Below are 16,824 nucleotides of genomic sequence, written 5' to 3'. Positions count from 1 at the left end.
GGACTCCGCCATGGACCCTAAACTGCTCGATATCCTCGCCTGCCCGATCTGCAAGGGCCCGCTGCAGCTCTCCGAAGACAAGACCGAACTGATCAGCAAGGGCGCCGGCGTGGCCTACCCGATTCGCGACGGCATCCCGGTGATGCTGGAAAGCGAGGCGCGCACCCTCAATACCGACGAGCGCCTGGACAAGTAAATGAGCGCAGCCTTTACCGTCGTCATTCCCGCCCGTTACGCCTCCACCCGTCTGCCCGGCAAGCCGCTGCAGGACATCGCCGGCAAGCCCATGGTGCAGCATGTCTGGGAGCAGGCGCAGAAGAGTTCCGCCGCCCGTGTGGTGGTGGCCACCGACGATGCGCGCATCGTCGAGGCCTGCCAGGCCTTCGGCGCCGAGGTGCTGCTGACCCGCGAGGATCACAACTCCGGCACCGACCGCCTGGCCGAGGTCGCCAGCCAGCTCGGCCTGGCCGACGATGCCATAGTGGTCAACGTGCAGGGCGACGAGCCGCTGATCCCGCCGGCGATCATCGACCAGGTGGCGGCCAACCTGGCGGCCAATCCGCAGGCCGCTATCGCCACCCTGGCCGAGCCCATCGAGGACGTCCAGGCGTTGTTCAACCCCAATGTGGTCAAGGTGGTCGCCGACAAGAATGGCCTGGCCCTGACCTTCAGCCGCGCGCCGCTGGCCTGGGCGCGCGACGCCTTCGCCCAGAGTCGCGACGTACTGCCGGCCGGCGTGCCCTATCGCCGTCATATCGGCATCTACGCCTACCGCGCCGGCTTCCTGCATGACTTCGTCGCCTGGGGCCCGTGCTGGCTGGAAGACACCGAGTGCCTGGAACAGCTGCGCGCGCTGTACAACGGCGTACGCATCCATGTCGCCGATGCGCTGGAGGCGCCGGCCGCCGGTGTCGACACCGCCGAAGACCTGGAGCGGGTGCGCCGCCTGCTGGGGGCCTGATGAAAGTCCTGTTTGTCTGCCTGGGCAATATCTGCCGCTCGCCCACGGCCGAGGGCGTCTTGCGCCACAAGCTGCGCGCCGCCGGCCTGGAGGATCGGGTGCAGGTGGATTCCGCCGGCACCGGCGACTGGCATGTCGGCAAGGCGCCGGACAGTCGCACCCGCATCGCCGCGCAGCGCCGCGGCTATGACCTGTCGGCGCAACGCGCGCGCCAGGTCGAGGCGGCCGACTTTCAGCGCTTCGACCTGATTCTGGCCATGGATCAGAGCAATCTGCGCAATCTGCAGGCGCTGCGTCCGGCAGGTGCCCAGGCGGATCTGGATCTCTATCTGCGTCGCTACGAGCTGGCCCTGGATGAAGTGCCCGACCCTTACTACGGCGGCGAGGACGGCTTCGAGCAGGTGTTGGACCTGATCGAGCAGGCCAGCGAGGCATTGCTGGCCGAGATCAGGGGGCGCCTGTGAGCCTGAATCTGCAGAGCGAGGTTTCGCTCAAGGCCTGCAACAGCTTCGGCGTCGACGTGCGTGCCCGGCTATTTGCCCAAGCCCATAACGATGGCGAAGTGCGCGAGGCGCTAAGCCTGGCCGGGCAGCGGGGCTTGCCGTTGCTGGTGATCGGCGGCGGCAGCAACCTGCTGCTGACCCGCGATGTCGAGGCGCTGGTGCTGCGCATGGCCAGTCGCGGCATTCGCATCCTCGAAGACGACGGCGAGCGGGTGCTGGTGGAAGCCGAAGCCGGCGAACCCTGGCATCCCTTCGTGCTGTGGAGCCTGGAACAGGGGCTTAACGGCCTGGAAAACCTCAGTCTGATCCCCGGCACCGTCGGCGCCGCGCCGATGCAGAACATCGGTGCCTACGGCGTCGAGCTCAAGGACCTGTTCGTCGGCCTCACCGCGCTGGATCGGCAGAGCGGCGAGCTGCGCGACTTCAGTCTGGACGAATGCGCCTTCGCCTACCGCGACAGCCTGTTCAAGCGCGAGGCGGGGCGCTGGCTGATCCTGCGCGTGCGCCTGCAGCTGAGCCGCGTGGCGGCGTTGCGCCTGGACTATGGCCCGGTGCGCCAGCGCCTGGCCGCGATGGGCATCGAGGCGCCGACCGCCAGCGATGTGAGCCGGGCTATCTGCGCCATCCGCAGCGAGAAGCTGCCGGATCCGGCCGAGCTGGGCAATGCCGGCAGCTTCTTCAAGAACCCGCTGGTGTCGAACGCGGTCGCCGAGCGCATTCGCGCCGAGCATGCCGATCTGGTCGGCTACCCGGCGGGCGAGGGGCTGCTCAAGCTGGCCGCCGGCTGGCTGATCGAGCGGGCAGGGTGGAAGGGCTTTCGCGACGGCGATGCCGGGGTGCACCGCCTGCAGGCGCTGGTACTGGTCAACTATGGGCAGGCCAGCGGCGAGCAACTGCTGGCCCTGGCGCGGCGTATCCAGGCGGATATTCAGGCGCGCTTCGGCGTCGAGCTGGAAATCGAACCCAACGTGCTCTGAGCGACAGTGTTCGGCCGCATTCGCGGATAGCAACACGCTGTAGGGTGGACATGCCGAAGGCTTGTCCACCGCTGCGGTCGTTCGGCGGCATGGCCAATGGTGGACAAGGCTACGCCATGTCCACCCTACGGCAGCGAACTTATCGATCCAAAAGCACTTTCCGCTCAGACATAAAAAAGGGGATGCCTAGGCATCCCCTTTTTCATTGCGAGCCGAGCATCAAACCTGCGGCTTGACCTCTTCCTTCTCGCTTTCCACTTCGCGCTCGACGCTCGGCTGTTCGACCGCTTCGCTCGGTTGCTGGGTGGTTTCACTTGGCTCGACCGCTACCTGCTCGCTGGCAACCGGGGCGCTTTCGACGCTTTCCTCGGTCGCAACGGCCGGCTGAGCGTCGACCGGAGCGGTCTCGGCTTCGGCAACAACGGCTTGCACTGCCGGAGCGGCGGCGGCTGCTTCGGCTGCTTCGCGGGCCAGGCGCTCGGCTTCACGCTGACGACGGCGCACTTCGCGCGGATCGTTCGGCGCACGGCCGCCGCTGCTTAGCGGAGCCGCGGCGAGCGGCTCTTGCGCAGCGGCCTGCGGCGCTTCTGGCGCGGCTGCCGGGGCTTCTTCCTGCACAGCGGCTGGCGCGGCCGCTGGTTCGGCTACCGGCGCTTCGACGGCCTGGACTGCGGCAGTCGGGGCAGCCTCGACCACGACTTCGGCGGCCTGCTCGGCAACCGGCTCGCTCGGTTCGGTGGCGACAGCGGCCTCTACCGGCGCGGCGGGTTCTTCGTTGACCACCGGCGCGGCGGGCGCTGCAACCGGCTCGACGGCCTGCGCTTCGACAGCGGGCTGTTCGTCGCCGCTGGCGGCCACTACCGCGGCTGCCGTGGCGGCGGCTACGGCGACCGGGACGCTCTGCGCGTCGCCTTCGGCGCTTTCTTCGCCGCCTTCGATCAGGTTGCCGTCGGCATCGCGCTGACGCTCGCGGCGGTTGCTGCGACGACGCTGGCCACGCGAACGGCGACGCGGACGCTCGCCATCGTTGCCGTCCTGCTCGTCGTCCTGCAGCTGCTCCTCGTTTGGCAGGGCTTCGTCTTGCAGGGCTTCATCCTGCAGGGCCTCGGCCTGTTCGGCGCGCGGCTGACGCTCCTCGCGCGGCGGACGTTGACGCTCCTGACGCTCGGCGCGCGGCGGGCGCTCGGCACGCGGCTCTTCGCTACGGGCTTCTGCGGCGTTGCCGTCGAGCGGCTCGCGCAGTTCGCGCACGCGTTCCTCGCGTGGGGCACGTTCTTCGCGCGGCTTGCGCTCGCGGCGGTTTTCCTGGCCTTCGCGCGGGGCGCGTTCTTCACGCGGAGCACGCTCCTCGCGCGGTTGACGCTCTTCGCGCGGCTCGCGGGCCTGGCGCTCTTCACGCGGGGCGCGTTCTTCGCGCGGCTTGCGCTCTTCGTCGCGACGACCGCCGCGATTGCGGCTCTGCTGGCGACCGTTGCGGCGCTCTTCGCGCGGCGGACGCTCGCTGCTCTTCTTCTCCACCACGGCCGGCTTGGCTTCTTCTTCCTTGCCGGCGAACAGGCTGACCAGCGACTTGACCAGGCCCTTGAACAGGCTCGGCTCCGGCGCGGGGGCCGGCGCCAGCGGTGCGGCGGCCGGCTCGGCGGCAGCCGGTGCGCTGCTGCGCGGGGCGGCCTTGATCGCGGCTTCCTGGCGTACCAGGGTGCGGGTGGCGGCAGCCGGTTGGGCTTCTTCGCTCTCGGCGGTGGCGGTGATTTCGTAGCTGGACTGGCCGCTCAGCGCTTCCGGGCTGTCGTCGCGCAGGCGCTGCACTTCGAAGTGCGGGGTTTCCAGGTGATCGTTGGGCAGGATCACGATGCGCGCGCGGGTGCGCAGTTCGATCTTGGTGATCGAGTTGCGCTTCTCGTTGAGCAGGAAGGCCGCGACCGGGATCGGTACCTGGGCGCGGACTTCGGCGGTGCGATCCTTCAGTGCTTCTTCTTCGATCAGGCGCAGGATGGCCAGCGACAGGGATTCGACGTCGCGGATGATGCCCTGACCGTTGCAGCGCGGGCAGACGATGCCGCTGGTTTCGCCCAGGGATGGGCGCAGGCGTTGACGGGACATTTCCAGCAGGCCGAAGCGCGAGATGCGGCCGACCTGAACGCGGGCGCGGTCGGCTTCCAGGGCTTCGCGCACCTTCTCCTCGACGGCGCGCTGGTTCTTCGCCGGGGTCATGTCGATGAAGTCGATGACGATCAGGCCGCCGATGTCGCGCAGGCGCAGCTGGCGGGCGATTTCCTCGGCCGCTTCCAGGTTGGTCTGCAGCGCGGTCTCCTCGATGTCGCTGCCCTTGGTGGCGCGCGCCGAGTTGATGTCGATGGATACCAGGGCTTCGGTCGGGTCGATGACGATGGAGCCACCGGACGGCAGCTTCACTTCACGCTGGAAGGCGGTTTCGATCTGGCTTTCGATCTGGAAGCGGTTGAACAGCGGCACGCTGTCCTCGTACAGCTTGATCTTGCTGGCGTACTGCGGCATCACCTGCTGGATGAAGGAGAGGGCTTCTTCCTGGGCTTCGACGCTGTCGACCAGCACCTCGCCGATGTCCTGGCGCAGGTAGTCGCGGATGGCGCGGATGATGACGTTGGATTCCTGGTAGATCAGGAACGGCGCGGGGCGGCTGGTGGAGGCTTCCTTGATGGCGCTCCACAGCTGCAGCAGGTAGTCGAGATCCCACTGCATTTCTTCGCTGGAGCGGCCCAGGCCGGCGGTGCGCACGATCAGGCCCATGTCGGCCGGGGCGTTGAGGCCGTTCAGCGCTTCGCGCAGTTCGTTGCGCTCTTCGCCTTCGATGCGGCGGCTGATGCCGCCGGCACGCGGGTTGTTCGGCATCAGCACCAGGTAACGACCGGCCAGGCTGATAAAGGTGGTCAGGGCCGCGCCCTTGTTGCCGCGTTCTTCCTTCTCGACCTGGACGATGACTTCCTGGCCTTCCTTGAGCACGTCCTTGATGTTGACGCGGCCGCCTTCGGGGGCCTTGGAGAAGTATTCGCGGGAGATTTCTTTGAGGGGGAGGAAACCGTGGCGTTCGGAGCCGAAATCGACGAAGGCGGCTTCAAGGCTGGGTTCGACGCGGGTGATGCGGCCTTTGTAGATGTTGGCCTTCTTCTGTTCGCGGGCGCCGGACTCGATGTCCAGGTCGTAGAGTTTTTGGCCGTCTACCAGGGCAACACGCAACTCTTCGGGCTGAGTCGCGTTAATAAGCATTCTTTTCATGTGGTACCAATGGGTTCCGGGGCTGCCGGAAGCCACGTCAGGCACACACGACTCTCAGGGTCGGTGTCAGGCGCGTCAGAAACGGTCGTAAATCGTTCCACTGTCTAGCGACGGCCAGCCATTGTCGGGCTGCGGTCGCGACGGACGTCTCCTGCTTGCTGTGGTGACAGAAGCACTCAGTCAGGAGGAGGAATCAACTGGCGGTAGCGGACGAGATGAGGCGTCTTTGATCAAGCGATGAGCTACGCAGTCCGACAGTTGTACATCTCCACCCTACACGTATCGCTGAAAATCGGGTGCCGCGCGCGGATTCCGCAGCGGTTGTCAGTTACCGCGACCGCCCGACCGGGCGAATCGCGCATCATACTCAAGGCTTTATTTCCGAACTCTTCGCGGCCTTTTGCGGCCTTTCTAAGCCGAAGAATCCGTCGGACGGCCTCACGTCCTCAATGGGTTGCGCGGGCAGGGGATGGCAAGTTTGGCGATCATCCGCAAGCCAGGCCGCTTTTGGCGGCGTTCGCGACTATAGCAGCAATGATTAAGTGCTTCAATTCCATAAAAAATTGTTATGATTGCGCGATGACTACTCCCGCCTCTCCAACCTCCGGCGTTCAGCTGATCGAGGTTGCACCGGAACTCGCCGGCCAACGCATCGACAATTTCCTCCGGACACAGCTCAAGGGCGTGCCCAAGACCCTGATCTACCGCATCTTGCGCAAAGGCGAGGTGCGGGTGAACAAGGGTCGGATCAAGCCCGAGTACAAGCTGCAGGCCGGCGACATAGTGCGCGTGCCGCCGCTGCGCCTGGCCGAGCGCGACGAGCCCGAGCCGTTGGCGCAGGGCCTGCTCGAGCGCCTGGAAGCGGCCATCGTCTACGAGGACAAGGCGCTGATCGTGCTGAACAAGCCGGCCGGCATCGCCGTGCATGGCGGCAGCGGCCTCAACTACGGCGTGATCGAGGCGTTCCGCCAGTTGCGTCCCGAGGCCAAGGATCTGGAACTGGTGCATCGACTGGATCGCGACACCTCCGGCCTTTTGATGATCGCCAAGAAGCGCAGCATGCTGCGCCACCTGCACGAGGCGCTGCGCGGCGACGGCGTCGACAAACGCTATATGGCGCTGGTGCGCGGCCATTGGGCGACCGCCAAGAAGCAGGTCAATGCGCCGCTGCAGAAGAGCAACCTGCGTTCCGGCGAGCGCATGGTCGAGGTCGACGGCGAAGGCAAGGAGGCGCTGACGCTGTTTCGCGTGCTGCGCCGCTTCGGCGAATTCGCCACCCTGGTCGAGGCCAAGCCGGTGACCGGTCGTACCCACCAGATCCGCGTGCATGCCAAGCATGCCGGGCACTCGATTGCCGGTGACTCCAAGTACGGCGACGACGACTTCACCCGCGAGATTCGCGAACTGGGCGGCAAGCGTCTGTTCCTGCATGCCTACGAGTTGCATGTGCCGCTGCCCGATGGTGGCGTGCTGAAGCTCGAGGCGCCGGTGGACGAGATGTGGGCGAAGACCCTGGAGCGTCTGAGTGCCTGACTATCGACTGCTGATCTTCGATTGGGACGGCACCCTGGTGGATTCCATCGGGCGTATCGTCGAGGCCATGCATCGCGCCGCCGATGTCGGCGGCGTGCCGCGCCGCAGCGACGTCGAGGTGCGTGGCATCATAGGTTTGGAGCTGGGGCGGGCGATCGAGGCGCTCTATCCGGAACTCCGCGATCCGGCGTGCATCGAAGCTTTTCGCCGCTGCTACAGCGAGCAGTACCTGGCGCTGGAAACCGAGCCGTCGCCGCTGTTCGAAGGCGTGAGCGAGTCGCTCGAAGCTTTTCGCGAACAGGGGTATCGATTGGCGGTGGCCACCGGCAAGGGGCGCCATGGCCTGCAGCGGGTGCTGGCGGACAAGGGCTGGCTGGATTACTTCGATGTCACCCGCTGCGCCGACGAGACCGCGAGCAAGCCCGACCCGCGCATGCTGCATGAGATTCTGCGACATTGCCGGATGGAACCGGCGCAGGCGCTGATGGTGGGCGACTCCACCTTCGATCTGCTGATGGCGCGCAATGCCGGGATGGATGCGGTGGCGGTCGGTTTCGGCGCTCAGCCATTGTCGGTGCTGCGCGAATGTGCGCCGCGGCTGGCGATCAACCAATTCAATGAACTGCGCACCTGGCTGGATGGTCAGGCGGCGAAGCGCTCGATAGAGGTGAGTGAATATGTCGGATGAGTGGAAGTCATCGGCGTCGCCCGAGGCCGAGGATGCCAAGAGCTGGAAATTGCTGGAGAAGGCGCTGCTGTCCAGCGTGCAGGAGCAGCGTCGCTCGCGGCGCTGGGGCATCTTCTTCAAGCTGCTGACCTTCCTTTACCTGTTCGTGGCGCTGGCCTTGTTCGTGCCGATGCTGGATCTGAAGAAGGCCTCGACGGCCGGGGCGCATACCGCGCTGATCGAGATCCGCGGGATGATCGCCGATCAGGAGGCGGCCAGTGCCGACAAGGTGGTCGGCAGCCTGCGCGCCGCCTTCGAGGACGCCAATACCAAGGGCGTGATCCTGCGCATCAATAGCCCGGGCGGCAGTCCGGTGCAGTCCGGCTACATCTATGACGAGATCCGCCGCCTGCGCGGCGAGTACCCGCAGACCAAGGTCTATGCAGTGATCAGCGACCTGGGGGCATCCGGCGCCTACTACATCGCCAGTGCGGCGGATGAAATCTACGCCGACAAGGCCAGTCTGGTCGGCTCCATCGGCGTCACGGCGGCGGGTTTCGGTTTTGTCGGGGTGATGGAGAAGCTGGGCGTGGATCGTCGGGTCTACACCTCGGGCGAGCACAAGGCGTTTCTCGATCCCTTCCAGCCGCCGAAGGAAGAGGAAACCCAGTTCTGGAAGAGCGTGCTGGAAACCACCCATCGCCAGTTTATCGACAGCGTCAAGCAGGGGCGCGGCGAGCGGCTCAAGGTCGAGGAGAACCCCGAGTTGTTCTCCGGGCTGGTGTGGTCGGGCGAGCAGGCGCTGCAGTTGGGGTTGGTCGACGCCCTGGGCAGTGCCAGCTATGTGGCGCGCGAGGTGGTCGGGGCGAAGGAGATCGTCGACTTCACCGTGCGCGACACGCCGTTCGACCGCTTCGCCAAACGCCTGGGCACCAGCGTGGCCGATCGTATCGCGCTGTGGATGGGCTTTCAGGGGCCGACGCTGCGCTGATTTCTCTGCGGTGTGCGAAAAGGCCTGCTTGTCAGGCCTTTTTCGTGGCTGTCAGGGAATCTCGATGCCCTCGTTGAGCAGCATATCGACCAGGCGAATCAGTGGCAGGCCGATCAGGCTGGTGGCGTCTTCGCCTTCGGTACTGCGAAACAGGCTGATGCCCAGGCCTTCGGACTTGAAGCTGCCGGCGCAGTCGAAGGGTTGCTCGCACTGCAGGTAGCGCAGGATCTGCGCCTCGTCGAGCTGGCGAAAGTGTACGGTGAAGGGCACGCAGTCCACCTGGCAGCGGTCGCTGGCGCTGTCGAGCAGGGCCAGGCCGGTGAGGAAGGTAACGCTGCTGCCGCTGGCGGCGCGCAGTTGCGCCTGGGCGCGCTCCAGGTCGTGCGGTTTACCGAGAATCTGGCCATCGTCCAGCACGGCGACCTGATCCGAGCCGATGATCAGGTGATTCGGGTGGCTGGCGGCGAGAGCGCGGGCCTTCTCCTCGGCCAGGCGTTTGACCAGCTCTGTGGCGGTCTCGTCGGGGCGGTGCGCCTCGTCGATACTCGGCGACTGCCAACTGAAGGGCAGTTGCAGGCGGGCGAGCAGTTCGCGGCGATAGGGCGAGCTGGAGGCGAGTAGCAGCGGCATATGAGGCTCCTATATATAAGGAGGCCATTCTAAAGAGCCGCCAGGTGCCGCGACAGGCCGAATTTCCTTTGACAGGGGCAGGGTGCATCCCTAGAATGCTGCGCCTATGTTGAATGGGCCGATTCCACCTCACGTTGATCCGCGCAAGCTCGCCGACCGCGAAGTTACCCTAGAAGGGCAACTCGAACTGGCCAGCCTGCCGCGTCTCTGCGACCCGCTTGCCGATACGGTCGGCGTGGTGCAGGCGAAGTTTCACTTCGCGCGTGACGAGCAGAAAACTGTGGTCATCCGCAGCGAGCTCGAGGTTGAGGTCAAAATGGTCTGCCAGCGTTGTCTGGAGCTGGTCGCGCTACCCATCCGCAGCGAATGCGAATACGCCGTGGTTCGGGTTGGAGCGAACACTCAGTCCTTGCCGAAGGGCTACGACGTGCTGGAGGTGGGCGAAGAGCCGCTGGAATTGCTGGGCCTGGTCGAGGACGAGTTGCTCCTCGCTCTGCCTATCGTTCCTGCTCACGCCCCAGGTGATTGCCAGCAGCCGGACGGTCTCGACGAGATCGAGCCGGGCGAGGACGAGGTATCGCGGTCCAACCCGTTCAGTGTATTGGCGCAGTTAAAGCGTGACCCAAACGTTTAGGAGTTAATCAGTTATGGCTGTTCAGCAGAACAAAAAATCCCGCTCCGCCCGCGACATGCGTCGTTCGCACGACGCTCTCGAGGCCAGCACCCTGTCCGTAGAGAAGAGCACTGGTGAAGTTCACCTGCGCCACCACGTTTCTCCGGAAGGCGTGTACCGCGGTCGCAAAGTGATCGACAAGGGCGCCGACGAGTAATCCTTGTCCGCCTCGATCATCGCGATTGATGCAATGGGTGGGGACTTCGGTCCCCACTGCATTGTTCCGGCCTGCATTGCCGCGCTGGCCGAGTTCCCCTCGCTGCACCTGACCCTCGTCGGTCAAGCTCCCCTTATCGAAGAACAGCTCGCCCGCCAGTCCGGCGTCGATCGCGCGCGCCTGCAGGTTCATCACGCCGGCGAAGTGATCGCCATGGACGAGCGTCCGGCGCAGGCCCTGCGTGGCAAGCCCGATGCCTCGATGCGCGTGGCGCTGGAGCTGGTGCGTCAACGCCAGGCCCATGCCTGCGTCAGTGCCGGCAATACCGGGGCGCTGATGGCGCTGTCGCGCTATGTGCTCAAGACCCTGCCGGGCATCGACCGGCCGGCCATGGTCAGCCCGGTGCCCACCGAGCGCGGCCATTGCTACCTGCTGGATCTGGGGGCCAACGTCGACTGCAGTGCCGAGCATCTCTACCAGTTCGCCATCATGGGCGCAGTGGCGGCCGAGACCCTGGGCGTCAGCCGGCCGCGGGTGGCACTGCTCAACGTCGGCACCGAGGACATCAAGGGCAACCAGCAGGTCAAGCTGGCGGCCAGCCTGCTGCAGCAGGCGCGCGGGCTGAACTTCGTCGGCTATATCGAGGGCGACGGCCTGTACCGCGGCGAGGCCGATGTGGTGGTATGCGACGGTTTCGTCGGCAATATCCTGCTCAAGTCCAGCGAGGGCCTGGCGCAGATGATCGCCGGGCGGGTCGAGGCATTGTTCCGCCAGGGTCTGTTCGCCCAGGCCGTGGGGGCGCTGGCCATGCCGTTGCTGCGCCGCCTGAAGGCCGACCTGGCGCCGGCGCAGCACAATGGCGCGAGCTTTCTCGGCCTGCAGGGCATCGTGGTCAAGAGCCATGGCGCAGCGGGGCAGGAGGGTTTCCAGAGCGCGATTCGCTGCGCGCTGCGCGAGGTGCAGGAGAACCTGCCGCAGCGCCTGCACGGTCGCCTCGAGGATCTGTTGCTGTAGGATGTGACCACGGCCGACGGCCTGTCATCCAACTGTCAGTTCGCTGCGCCAGGCTTGTCCTGGCGCTGGTTTTCCGACTCAAGGGACTTATCCATGTCTGCATCCCTCGCATTCGTCTTCCCCGGTCAGGGCTCGCAAGCCCTGACCATGCTCGCCGAGCACGGTGCCCAGCAGCAGCTGGTGATCGACACCTTCGGCGAAGCCTCCGAAGCGCTCGGCTACGACCTCTGGGCGCTGACCCAGCAGGGCCCGGAAGAGCAACTGAACCAGACCGACAAGACCCAGCCGGCCATCCTCACCGCCTCCATCGCCCTGTGGCGTCTGTGGCAGGCCGAGGGTGGCGCGCGGCCGGCGTTCCTCGCCGGCCACAGCCTGGGCGAGTATTCCGCGCTGGTCGCCGCCGGCAGCCTGGGCTTCGCCGATGCGGTGAAGCTGGTGGAGCGCCGCGGCCAACTGATGCAGCAGGCCGTGCCGGCCGGGCAGGGCGGCATGGCCGCGATCCTCGGTCTGGACGATGCCGACGTGCTGGCTGCCTGCGCCGAAGCGGCGCAGGGCGATGTGGTCAGCGCGGTGAACTTCAACGCACCCGGCCAGGTGGTGATCGCCGGCAGTGCGGCTGCCGTCGAGCGCGCCATCGAGGCATGCAAGGCCCGTGGCGCCAAGCGCGCCATGGCGCTGCCGGTCAGCGTGCCGTCGCACTGTGCGCTGATGAAGCCGGCCGCCGAGCGTTTCGCCGAGTCGGTTGAGGCCATCGCCTGGCAGGCACCGCAGATTCCGCTGGTGCAGAACGTCAGCGCCGCCGTGGTGTCCGACCTGGCCACTCTCAAGGCCGACCTGCTGGCGCAGCTGTACAGCCCGGTGCGCTGGGTCGAGTCGATGGTGCGTCTGTCCGAGCAGGGCGTCACCGACCTGGTCGAGTGCGGCCCCGGCAAGGTGCTGGGCGGCCTCAACAAGCGCTGCGTCAAGGGCATCAACACCCACAACCTGGATACCCCGGATGCCTTTGCCGCCGCCCGCGCGGCTCTGGCCTGAGCAAGGAGAACCAATATGAGTCTGCAAGGTAAGGTCGCGCTGGTCACCGGCGCCAGCCGCGGTATCGGCCAGGCGATTGCCCTGGAGCTGGGCCGTCAGGGCGCCATCGTCATCGGCACCGCCACCAGCGCCTCGGGCGCCGAGCGCATCGCCGAAACCCTCAAGGCCAACGGCGTCGAAGGCGCCGGCCTGGTGCTCGATGTGAGCAACGACGAGTCGGTCGCCAGCACCCTGGAACACATCCAGCAACATCTTGGTCAGCCGTTGATCCTGGTCAACAACGCCGGCATCACCCGTGACAACCTGATGCTGCGGATGAAGGACGACGAGTGGTACGACGTGATCAACACCAACCTCAACAGCCTGTATCGTCTGTCCAAGGCGGTGCTGCGCGGGATGACCAAGGCGCGTTTTGGCCGCATCATCAACATCGGTTCCGTCGTCGGTGCCATGGGCAACGCCGGGCAGGTCAACTACGCCGCGGCCAAGGCCGGCCTGGAAGGTTTCAGCCGCGCCCTGGCGCGTGAAGTGGGCTCGCGGGCGATCACCGTCAATTCGGTGGCCCCCGGTTTCATCGACACCGACATGACCCGCGAATTGCCGGAAGCCCAGCGCGACGCGCTGCTGACCCAGATTCCGCTGGGCCGTCTGGGCCAGGCCGAGGAGATCGCCAAGGTGGTGGCTTTCCTCGCCTCCGATGGCGCAGCCTACGTCACTGGGGCTACTATCCCGGTGAACGGCGGAATGTATATGAGCTGAATGTGACGAGCGCCTTCAGAAAACTGTCATAGTGGCTGTCTAAAATCCGTTATAAAGCTGCAACAGGTTTATAGACAGATCGTTGAAGTGTTCCTGGGGGCTCCCCGGCATTCAGCTTGAAATGCTAAAAACCCTTTCTATACACTTGGCCGCTACCAGCTAGCTGCCTGGATTTGTCCAATAGGAGTGAAAACAAGGTATGAGCACCATCGAAGAACGCGTCAAGAAAATCGTTGCCGAGCAACTGGGCGTGAAGGAAGAGGAAGTCACCAACAGCGCTTCCTTCGTCGAAGACCTGGGTGCCGACTCCCTTGACACCGTCGAGCTGGTGATGGCTCTCGAAGAGGAATTCGAGACCGAGATCCCGGACGAGCAAGCTGAGAAGATCACCACCGTTCAGGAAGCCATCGACTACGTGACCGCGCACGCGCAATAAGTCACCGTCGCTTCCCGACACGGAAAAGCCGCACTGCCCTCATCAGGCGTGCGGTTTTTCTTTACGTGCAAGGCGCATTCCGGCGCTATCAGGCAGAACAAGAGGAGATTGCTGTGTCGCGTAGACGCGTCGTGGTTACCGGTATGGGCATGTTGTCGCCGCTGGGTAACGATGTGCCGAGCAGCTGGCAGGGCATTTTGGCCGGGCGCAGTGGCATCGGCCTGATCGAGCACATGGACCTGTCCGCCTACTCCACCCGTTTCGGTGGGTCGGTCAAGGGGTTCAACGTCGAGGAGTACCTCTCCGCCAAGGAGGCACGCAAGCTCGACCTGTTCATCCAGTACGGTCTCGCCGCCAGCTTCCAGGCGATGCGCGATGCCGGTCTGGAAGTCACCGACGCCAACCGTGAGCGCATCGGCGTGGTCATGGGCTCCGGCATCGGCGGCCTGACCAATATCGAGAACAACTGCAACTCACTGCACGAACAGGGGCCGCGGCGCATTTCGCCGTTCTTCGTGCCCGGCTCGATCATCAACATGATTTCCGGCTTCCTGTCGATCCACCTGGGGCTGCAGGGGCCCAACTACGCCATCGCCACGGCGTGCACCACCGGCACTCATTGCATCGGCATGGCCGCGCGCAATATCGCCTATGGCGAGGCCGACGTGATGGTCGCCGGCGGTGCCGAGATGGCCGCCTGCGGCCTGGGCATGGGCGGCTTCGGCGCGGCGCGGGCACTGTCCACCCGCAACGACGAGCCGACCAAGGCCAGCCGGCCGTGGGACAAGGGCCGCGACGGCTTCGTGCTGTCCGACGGCGCCGGCGCCCTGGTGCTGGAAGAACTGGAACACGCCAAGGCGCGCGGCGCCACCATCTATGCCGAGCTGATCGGCTTCGGCATGAGCGGCGACGCCTTCCACATGACCTCGCCGCCGGAGAATGGCGCCGGCGCCGCGCGCTGCATGGCAGCCGCCCTGCGCGATGCCGGCATCAACGCCGACCAGGTGCAGTACATCAACGCCCACGGCACTTCCACCCCGGCCGGCGACATCGCCGAAGCCGCGGCGGTGAAGAGCGTGTTCGGCGAGCACGCCTATAAGCTGTCCGTCAGCTCGACCAAGTCGATGACCGGTCACCTGCTCGGCGCGGCCGGTGCGGTGGAGGCGATCTTCAGCGTGCTGGCGATCCGCGACCAGGTGGCGCCGCCGACCATCAACCTGGACGAGCCGGATGAAGGTTGCGACCTGGACTTCGTCGCGCACCAGGCCAAGGCCATGCCGATCGAGGTGGCGCTGTCCAACTCCTTCGGTTTCGGCGGCACCAACGGTTCGCTGCTGTTCCGTCGGTACCACGGCTGATGCCGAGCTGGGTCAACGGCGCACCCGGCGAACAGTTGTCGCTGCGCGACCGTGGCCTGGCCTACGGCGATGGTCTGTTCGAGACCATCGCCGTGCGTGGCGGGCGCATCCCGCTGCTGGCGCGGCACCTGGCGCGCCTGGCCGAGGGCTGTCGGCGCCTGGCGATTCCCCTCGACCTCGCGCTGATGGACAGCGAGCTGCAGGCCTTCGCCGGGCAGCTCGGCGAGGGCGTGGCCAAGCTGATCGTCACCCGCGGCGAGGGTCAGCGCGGCTATGCGCCACCGCAGCCCTGTCAGCCGCTGCGTATCCTGCAGGCGGCGCCGCTGCCGCAGTATCCCGCCGCGCATGTCGAGCAGGGCGTGCGCCTGTTTCCCTGCGTCACCCGTCTGGCCGAGCAGCCGCTGCTGGCCGGGCTCAAGCACCTCAATCGCCTGGAACAGGTGCTGGCGCGTGCCGAATGGCAGGATGCCGAGCACGCCGAAGGCTTGATGTGCGATGCCAGCGGGCGGGTGATCGAAGGGGTCTACAGCAACCTGTTCCTGGTGCGCGGCGGCGCGCTGCTGACCGCCGAGCTGTCGCGCTGCGGCGTCGCCGGGGTGATGCGCGCCGAATTGCTGGAGCAGGCGAGGGCGCTCGGGGTGTCGGTGGCAGTACGCGACATCGGCCATGACGAACTGCTGGCGGCGGACGAAGTCTTTCTCTGCAACAGCCTCTACGGCATCTGGGCGGTACGGGCCCTGCAGGCGCAACACTGGCCGGTCGGGCCGCTCACCCGTAAACTGCAGACCATCGTCCGCGACTTACTGGATATCTGATTAGTGTTACGCAAGATCTTGGTGCTGCTCGAGTGCGGCGTGCTGCTGGCTGCGCTGCTGGTGGTCGGGGCCGCCTGGCAACAGCAGAAGGCGCTGGAGCAGCCCCTGCAGCTGAGCGAGGAAATGCTCCTGGAGGTGCCGTCCGGCGCCACCCCCAGTGGCCTGCTCAATCGTCTGCAAAGCGAGGGCGTGATCGACAACGCCTTCTGGCTGCGCCTGTACTGGCGCTTCAACCTGCGCGCTCCGGCCCTGCACAGCGGCGAATATCGCCTGCTGCCCGGGCAGAGCGCCAAGGACATGCTCGGCCTGTGGCAGCGCGGCGAGGTGATGCAGTACAGCCTGACCCTGGTCGAGGGCTGGAATTTCCGCCAGGTGCGCACCGCCCTGGCGCGCCAGGAGCGGCTGGAACAACGCCTGACCGAGCTCAGCGACGCCGAGCTGATGGCGCGCCTGGGGCTGGCCGGGCAGAACCCGGAAGGGCGCTTCTTTCCCGATACCTACCGCTACGTGCGCGGCATGAGCGACGAGGACCTGCTCAAGCAGGCCAATGCCCGCCTCGAGGCGGTGCTGGCCGAGGAGTGGGACAAGCGCGCCGAGGGCCTGCCCTATCGCGAGCCCTACGACGCGCTGATCATGGCCTCGCTGATCGAGAAGGAAACCGGTGTGCCGGAAGAGCGCGGCGAGATCGCCGGAGTCTTCGTCCGCCGCCTGCGCATCGGCATGCGCCTGCAGACCGACCCGACCGTGATCTACGGCATGGGCGAGCGCTACAACGGCCGCATCACCCGTGCCGACCTGCGCACGCCGACGCCCTACAACACCTACACCATCGACGGCATGCCGCCGACGCCGATTGCCATGGTCGGCCGCGAAGCCATCCATGCCGCGCTCAATCCGCTCGATGGCAGGTCGCTGTACTTCGTGGCCAAGGGCGACGGCAGCCACGTGTTCTCCAATACCCTGGCCGAGCACAACCGCGCGGTGCGCGAGTACCAGCTCAAGCGCCGTGCCGACTACCGCTCCAGCCCCGCACCGCGTGCGGCCGACACTCAATAAGGGCAAC

Annotated in this window: 18 protein-coding genes; 16 read left to right on the top strand and 2 right to left on the bottom strand. The window is 66.0% G+C overall.

Annotated elements, in window-relative coordinates:
• The first annotated feature begins 10 nt into the window (after positions 1-10).
• Genes ACIGKL_RS03030 through murB form a run of 4 tightly spaced genes read left to right on the top strand, consistent with a single transcriptional unit; the run spans position 11 to position 2,441 of the window.
• On the top strand, positions 11-196 hold the full coding sequence (locus ACIGKL_RS03030; RefSeq protein WP_397485236.1) for a Trm112 family protein: 186 nt from the start codon (positions 11-13) through the stop codon (positions 194-196).
• The gene (kdsB, locus tag ACIGKL_RS03025) at positions 197-961 is read left to right on the top strand and encodes a 3-deoxy-manno-octulosonate cytidylyltransferase (RefSeq protein WP_397485235.1); all 765 of its coding nucleotides are present in this window, start codon (positions 197-199) and stop codon (positions 959-961) included.
• Complete coding sequence (locus tag ACIGKL_RS03020; protein ID WP_397485234.1) at positions 961-1,425, top strand: low molecular weight protein-tyrosine-phosphatase; 465 nt, start codon at positions 961-963, stop codon at positions 1,423-1,425. The genes kdsB and ACIGKL_RS03020 overlap by 1 nt, the downstream gene beginning before the upstream one ends.
• Positions 1,422-2,441, top strand: coding sequence for a UDP-N-acetylmuramate dehydrogenase (gene murB, locus ACIGKL_RS03015; RefSeq protein ID WP_397485233.1), 1,020 nt, complete (start codon positions 1,422-1,424; stop codon positions 2,439-2,441). The genes ACIGKL_RS03020 and murB overlap by 4 nt, the downstream gene beginning before the upstream one ends.
• Before the next feature lie 219 nt (positions 2,442-2,660).
• Here murB and rne read toward each other — a convergent pair whose 3' ends face one another.
• Complete coding sequence (gene rne, locus ACIGKL_RS03010; RefSeq protein WP_397485232.1) at positions 2,661-5,696, bottom strand: ribonuclease E; 3,036 nt, start codon at positions 5,694-5,696, stop codon at positions 2,661-2,663.
• Between the two features lie 579 nt (positions 5,697-6,275).
• Here rne and rluC point away from each other — a divergent pair.
• The 3 genes from rluC to sppA are packed head-to-tail and all read left to right on the top strand — an operon-like array spanning position 6,276 to position 8,887.
• Positions 6,276-7,229, top strand: coding sequence for a 23S rRNA pseudouridine(955/2504/2580) synthase RluC (gene rluC, locus ACIGKL_RS03005; protein ID WP_397485231.1), 954 nt, complete (start codon positions 6,276-6,278; stop codon positions 7,227-7,229).
• Positions 7,222-7,917 (top strand): HAD-IA family hydrolase, encoded by a 696-nt coding sequence (locus ACIGKL_RS03000; RefSeq protein WP_397485230.1) that lies wholly within the window; start codon positions 7,222-7,224, stop codon positions 7,915-7,917. Before rluC ends, ACIGKL_RS03000 begins: the two co-directional genes overlap by 8 nt.
• Positions 7,907-8,887 (top strand): signal peptide peptidase SppA, encoded by a 981-nt coding sequence (sppA, locus tag ACIGKL_RS02995; protein WP_397485229.1) that lies wholly within the window; start codon positions 7,907-7,909, stop codon positions 8,885-8,887. Before ACIGKL_RS03000 ends, sppA begins: the two co-directional genes overlap by 11 nt.
• Before the next feature lie 51 nt (positions 8,888-8,938).
• Here the strand turns inward: sppA and ACIGKL_RS02990 are convergent, their stop codons facing one another.
• Positions 8,939-9,517 carry a Maf family protein gene (locus ACIGKL_RS02990; RefSeq protein ID WP_397485228.1) on the bottom strand — a complete coding sequence of 193 codons (579 nt, stop codon included), beginning with the start codon at positions 9,515-9,517 and terminating at the stop codon, positions 8,939-8,941.
• Between the two features lie 106 nt (positions 9,518-9,623).
• On the opposite strand from ACIGKL_RS02990, the gene ACIGKL_RS02985 reads away from it, so the two are divergent.
• The 9 genes from ACIGKL_RS02985 to mltG all read left to right on the top strand — a co-directional run bounded on the left by ACIGKL_RS02985 (position 9,624) and on the right by mltG (position 16,817).
• Positions 9,624-10,151, top strand: a complete 528-nt coding sequence (locus ACIGKL_RS02985; protein WP_397485227.1) for a YceD family protein — start codon at positions 9,624-9,626, stop codon at positions 10,149-10,151.
• Positions 10,152-10,164: 13 nt separating this feature from the next.
• Entirely contained in the window at positions 10,165-10,347 is a 183-nt protein-coding gene (gene rpmF / locus ACIGKL_RS02980) for a 50S ribosomal protein L32 (protein ID WP_003245185.1), read from the top strand.
• 3 nt (positions 10,348-10,350) lie between these two features.
• Positions 10,351-11,361, top strand: coding sequence for a phosphate acyltransferase PlsX (plsX, locus tag ACIGKL_RS02975; protein ID WP_397485226.1), 1,011 nt, complete (start codon positions 10,351-10,353; stop codon positions 11,359-11,361).
• A gap of 93 nt (positions 11,362-11,454) precedes the next feature.
• Positions 11,455-12,393: an ACP S-malonyltransferase gene (fabD, locus tag ACIGKL_RS02970; RefSeq protein ID WP_397485225.1), complete on the top strand. Its 939-nt coding sequence runs from the start codon at positions 11,455-11,457 to the stop codon at positions 12,391-12,393.
• A gap of 15 nt (positions 12,394-12,408) precedes the next feature.
• The gene (gene fabG / locus ACIGKL_RS02965) at positions 12,409-13,152 is read left to right on the top strand and encodes a 3-oxoacyl-ACP reductase FabG (protein WP_021445437.1); all 744 of its coding nucleotides are present in this window, start codon (positions 12,409-12,411) and stop codon (positions 13,150-13,152) included.
• Positions 13,153-13,351: 199 nt separating this feature from the next.
• On the top strand, positions 13,352-13,588 hold the full coding sequence (gene acpP, locus ACIGKL_RS02960) for an acyl carrier protein (RefSeq protein WP_003245177.1): 237 nt from the start codon (positions 13,352-13,354) through the stop codon (positions 13,586-13,588).
• A 113-nt stretch (positions 13,589-13,701) separates the two neighbouring features.
• The gene (gene fabF, locus ACIGKL_RS02955) at positions 13,702-14,946 is read left to right on the top strand and encodes a beta-ketoacyl-ACP synthase II (RefSeq protein ID WP_397485224.1); all 1,245 of its coding nucleotides are present in this window, start codon (positions 13,702-13,704) and stop codon (positions 14,944-14,946) included.
• The gene (gene pabC / locus ACIGKL_RS02950) at positions 14,946-15,761 is read left to right on the top strand and encodes an aminodeoxychorismate lyase (RefSeq protein WP_397485223.1); all 816 of its coding nucleotides are present in this window, start codon (positions 14,946-14,948) and stop codon (positions 15,759-15,761) included. Before fabF ends, pabC begins: the two co-directional genes overlap by 1 nt.
• 3 nt (positions 15,762-15,764) lie before the next feature.
• Positions 15,765-16,817, top strand: a complete 1,053-nt coding sequence (gene mltG / locus ACIGKL_RS02945; protein ID WP_397485222.1) for an endolytic transglycosylase MltG — start codon at positions 15,765-15,767, stop codon at positions 16,815-16,817.
• Positions 16,818-16,824 lie beyond the last annotated feature (7 nt).

The sequence above is a fragment of the Pseudomonas sp. NPDC077186 genome (genome assembly GCF_044543505.1).
In the GTDB taxonomy this organism is placed as follows: Bacteria; Pseudomonadota; Gammaproteobacteria; order Pseudomonadales; family Pseudomonadaceae; genus Aquipseudomonas.
Note: the sequence above shows the minus strand (reverse complement) of the source record. Positions and strands in the feature narration are given on the sequence as shown.

Excerpts from the sequence above, each read along its gene's own strand:
- rluC (WP_397485231.1), top strand. The coding sequence starts at position 6,276 with ATGACTACTCCCGCCTCTCCAACCTCCGGCGTTCAGCTGATCGAGGTT.
- rne (WP_397485232.1), bottom strand. The coding sequence starts at position 5,696 with ATGAAAAGAATGCTTATTAACGCGACTCAGCCCGAAGAGTTGCGTGTT.
- fabG (WP_021445437.1), top strand. The coding sequence starts at position 12,409 with ATGAGTCTGCAAGGTAAGGTCGCGCTGGTCACCGGCGCCAGCCGCGGT.
- ACIGKL_RS02985 (WP_397485227.1), top strand. The coding sequence starts at position 9,624 with ATGTTGAATGGGCCGATTCCACCTCACGTTGATCCGCGCAAGCTCGCC.
- ACIGKL_RS02990 (WP_397485228.1), bottom strand. The coding sequence starts at position 9,517 with ATGCCGCTGCTACTCGCCTCCAGCTCGCCCTATCGCCGCGAACTGCTC.
- ACIGKL_RS03030 (WP_397485236.1), top strand. The coding sequence starts at position 11 with ATGGACCCTAAACTGCTCGATATCCTCGCCTGCCCGATCTGCAAGGGC.
- sppA (WP_397485229.1), top strand. The coding sequence starts at position 7,907 with ATGTCGGATGAGTGGAAGTCATCGGCGTCGCCCGAGGCCGAGGATGCC.
- pabC (WP_397485223.1), top strand. The coding sequence starts at position 14,946 with ATGCCGAGCTGGGTCAACGGCGCACCCGGCGAACAGTTGTCGCTGCGC.
- ACIGKL_RS03020 (WP_397485234.1), top strand. The coding sequence starts at position 961 with ATGAAAGTCCTGTTTGTCTGCCTGGGCAATATCTGCCGCTCGCCCACG.
- acpP (WP_003245177.1), top strand. The coding sequence starts at position 13,352 with ATGAGCACCATCGAAGAACGCGTCAAGAAAATCGTTGCCGAGCAACTG.
- kdsB (WP_397485235.1), top strand. The coding sequence starts at position 197 with ATGAGCGCAGCCTTTACCGTCGTCATTCCCGCCCGTTACGCCTCCACC.
- rpmF (WP_003245185.1), top strand. The coding sequence starts at position 10,165 with ATGGCTGTTCAGCAGAACAAAAAATCCCGCTCCGCCCGCGACATGCGT.
- fabD (WP_397485225.1), top strand. The coding sequence starts at position 11,455 with ATGTCTGCATCCCTCGCATTCGTCTTCCCCGGTCAGGGCTCGCAAGCC.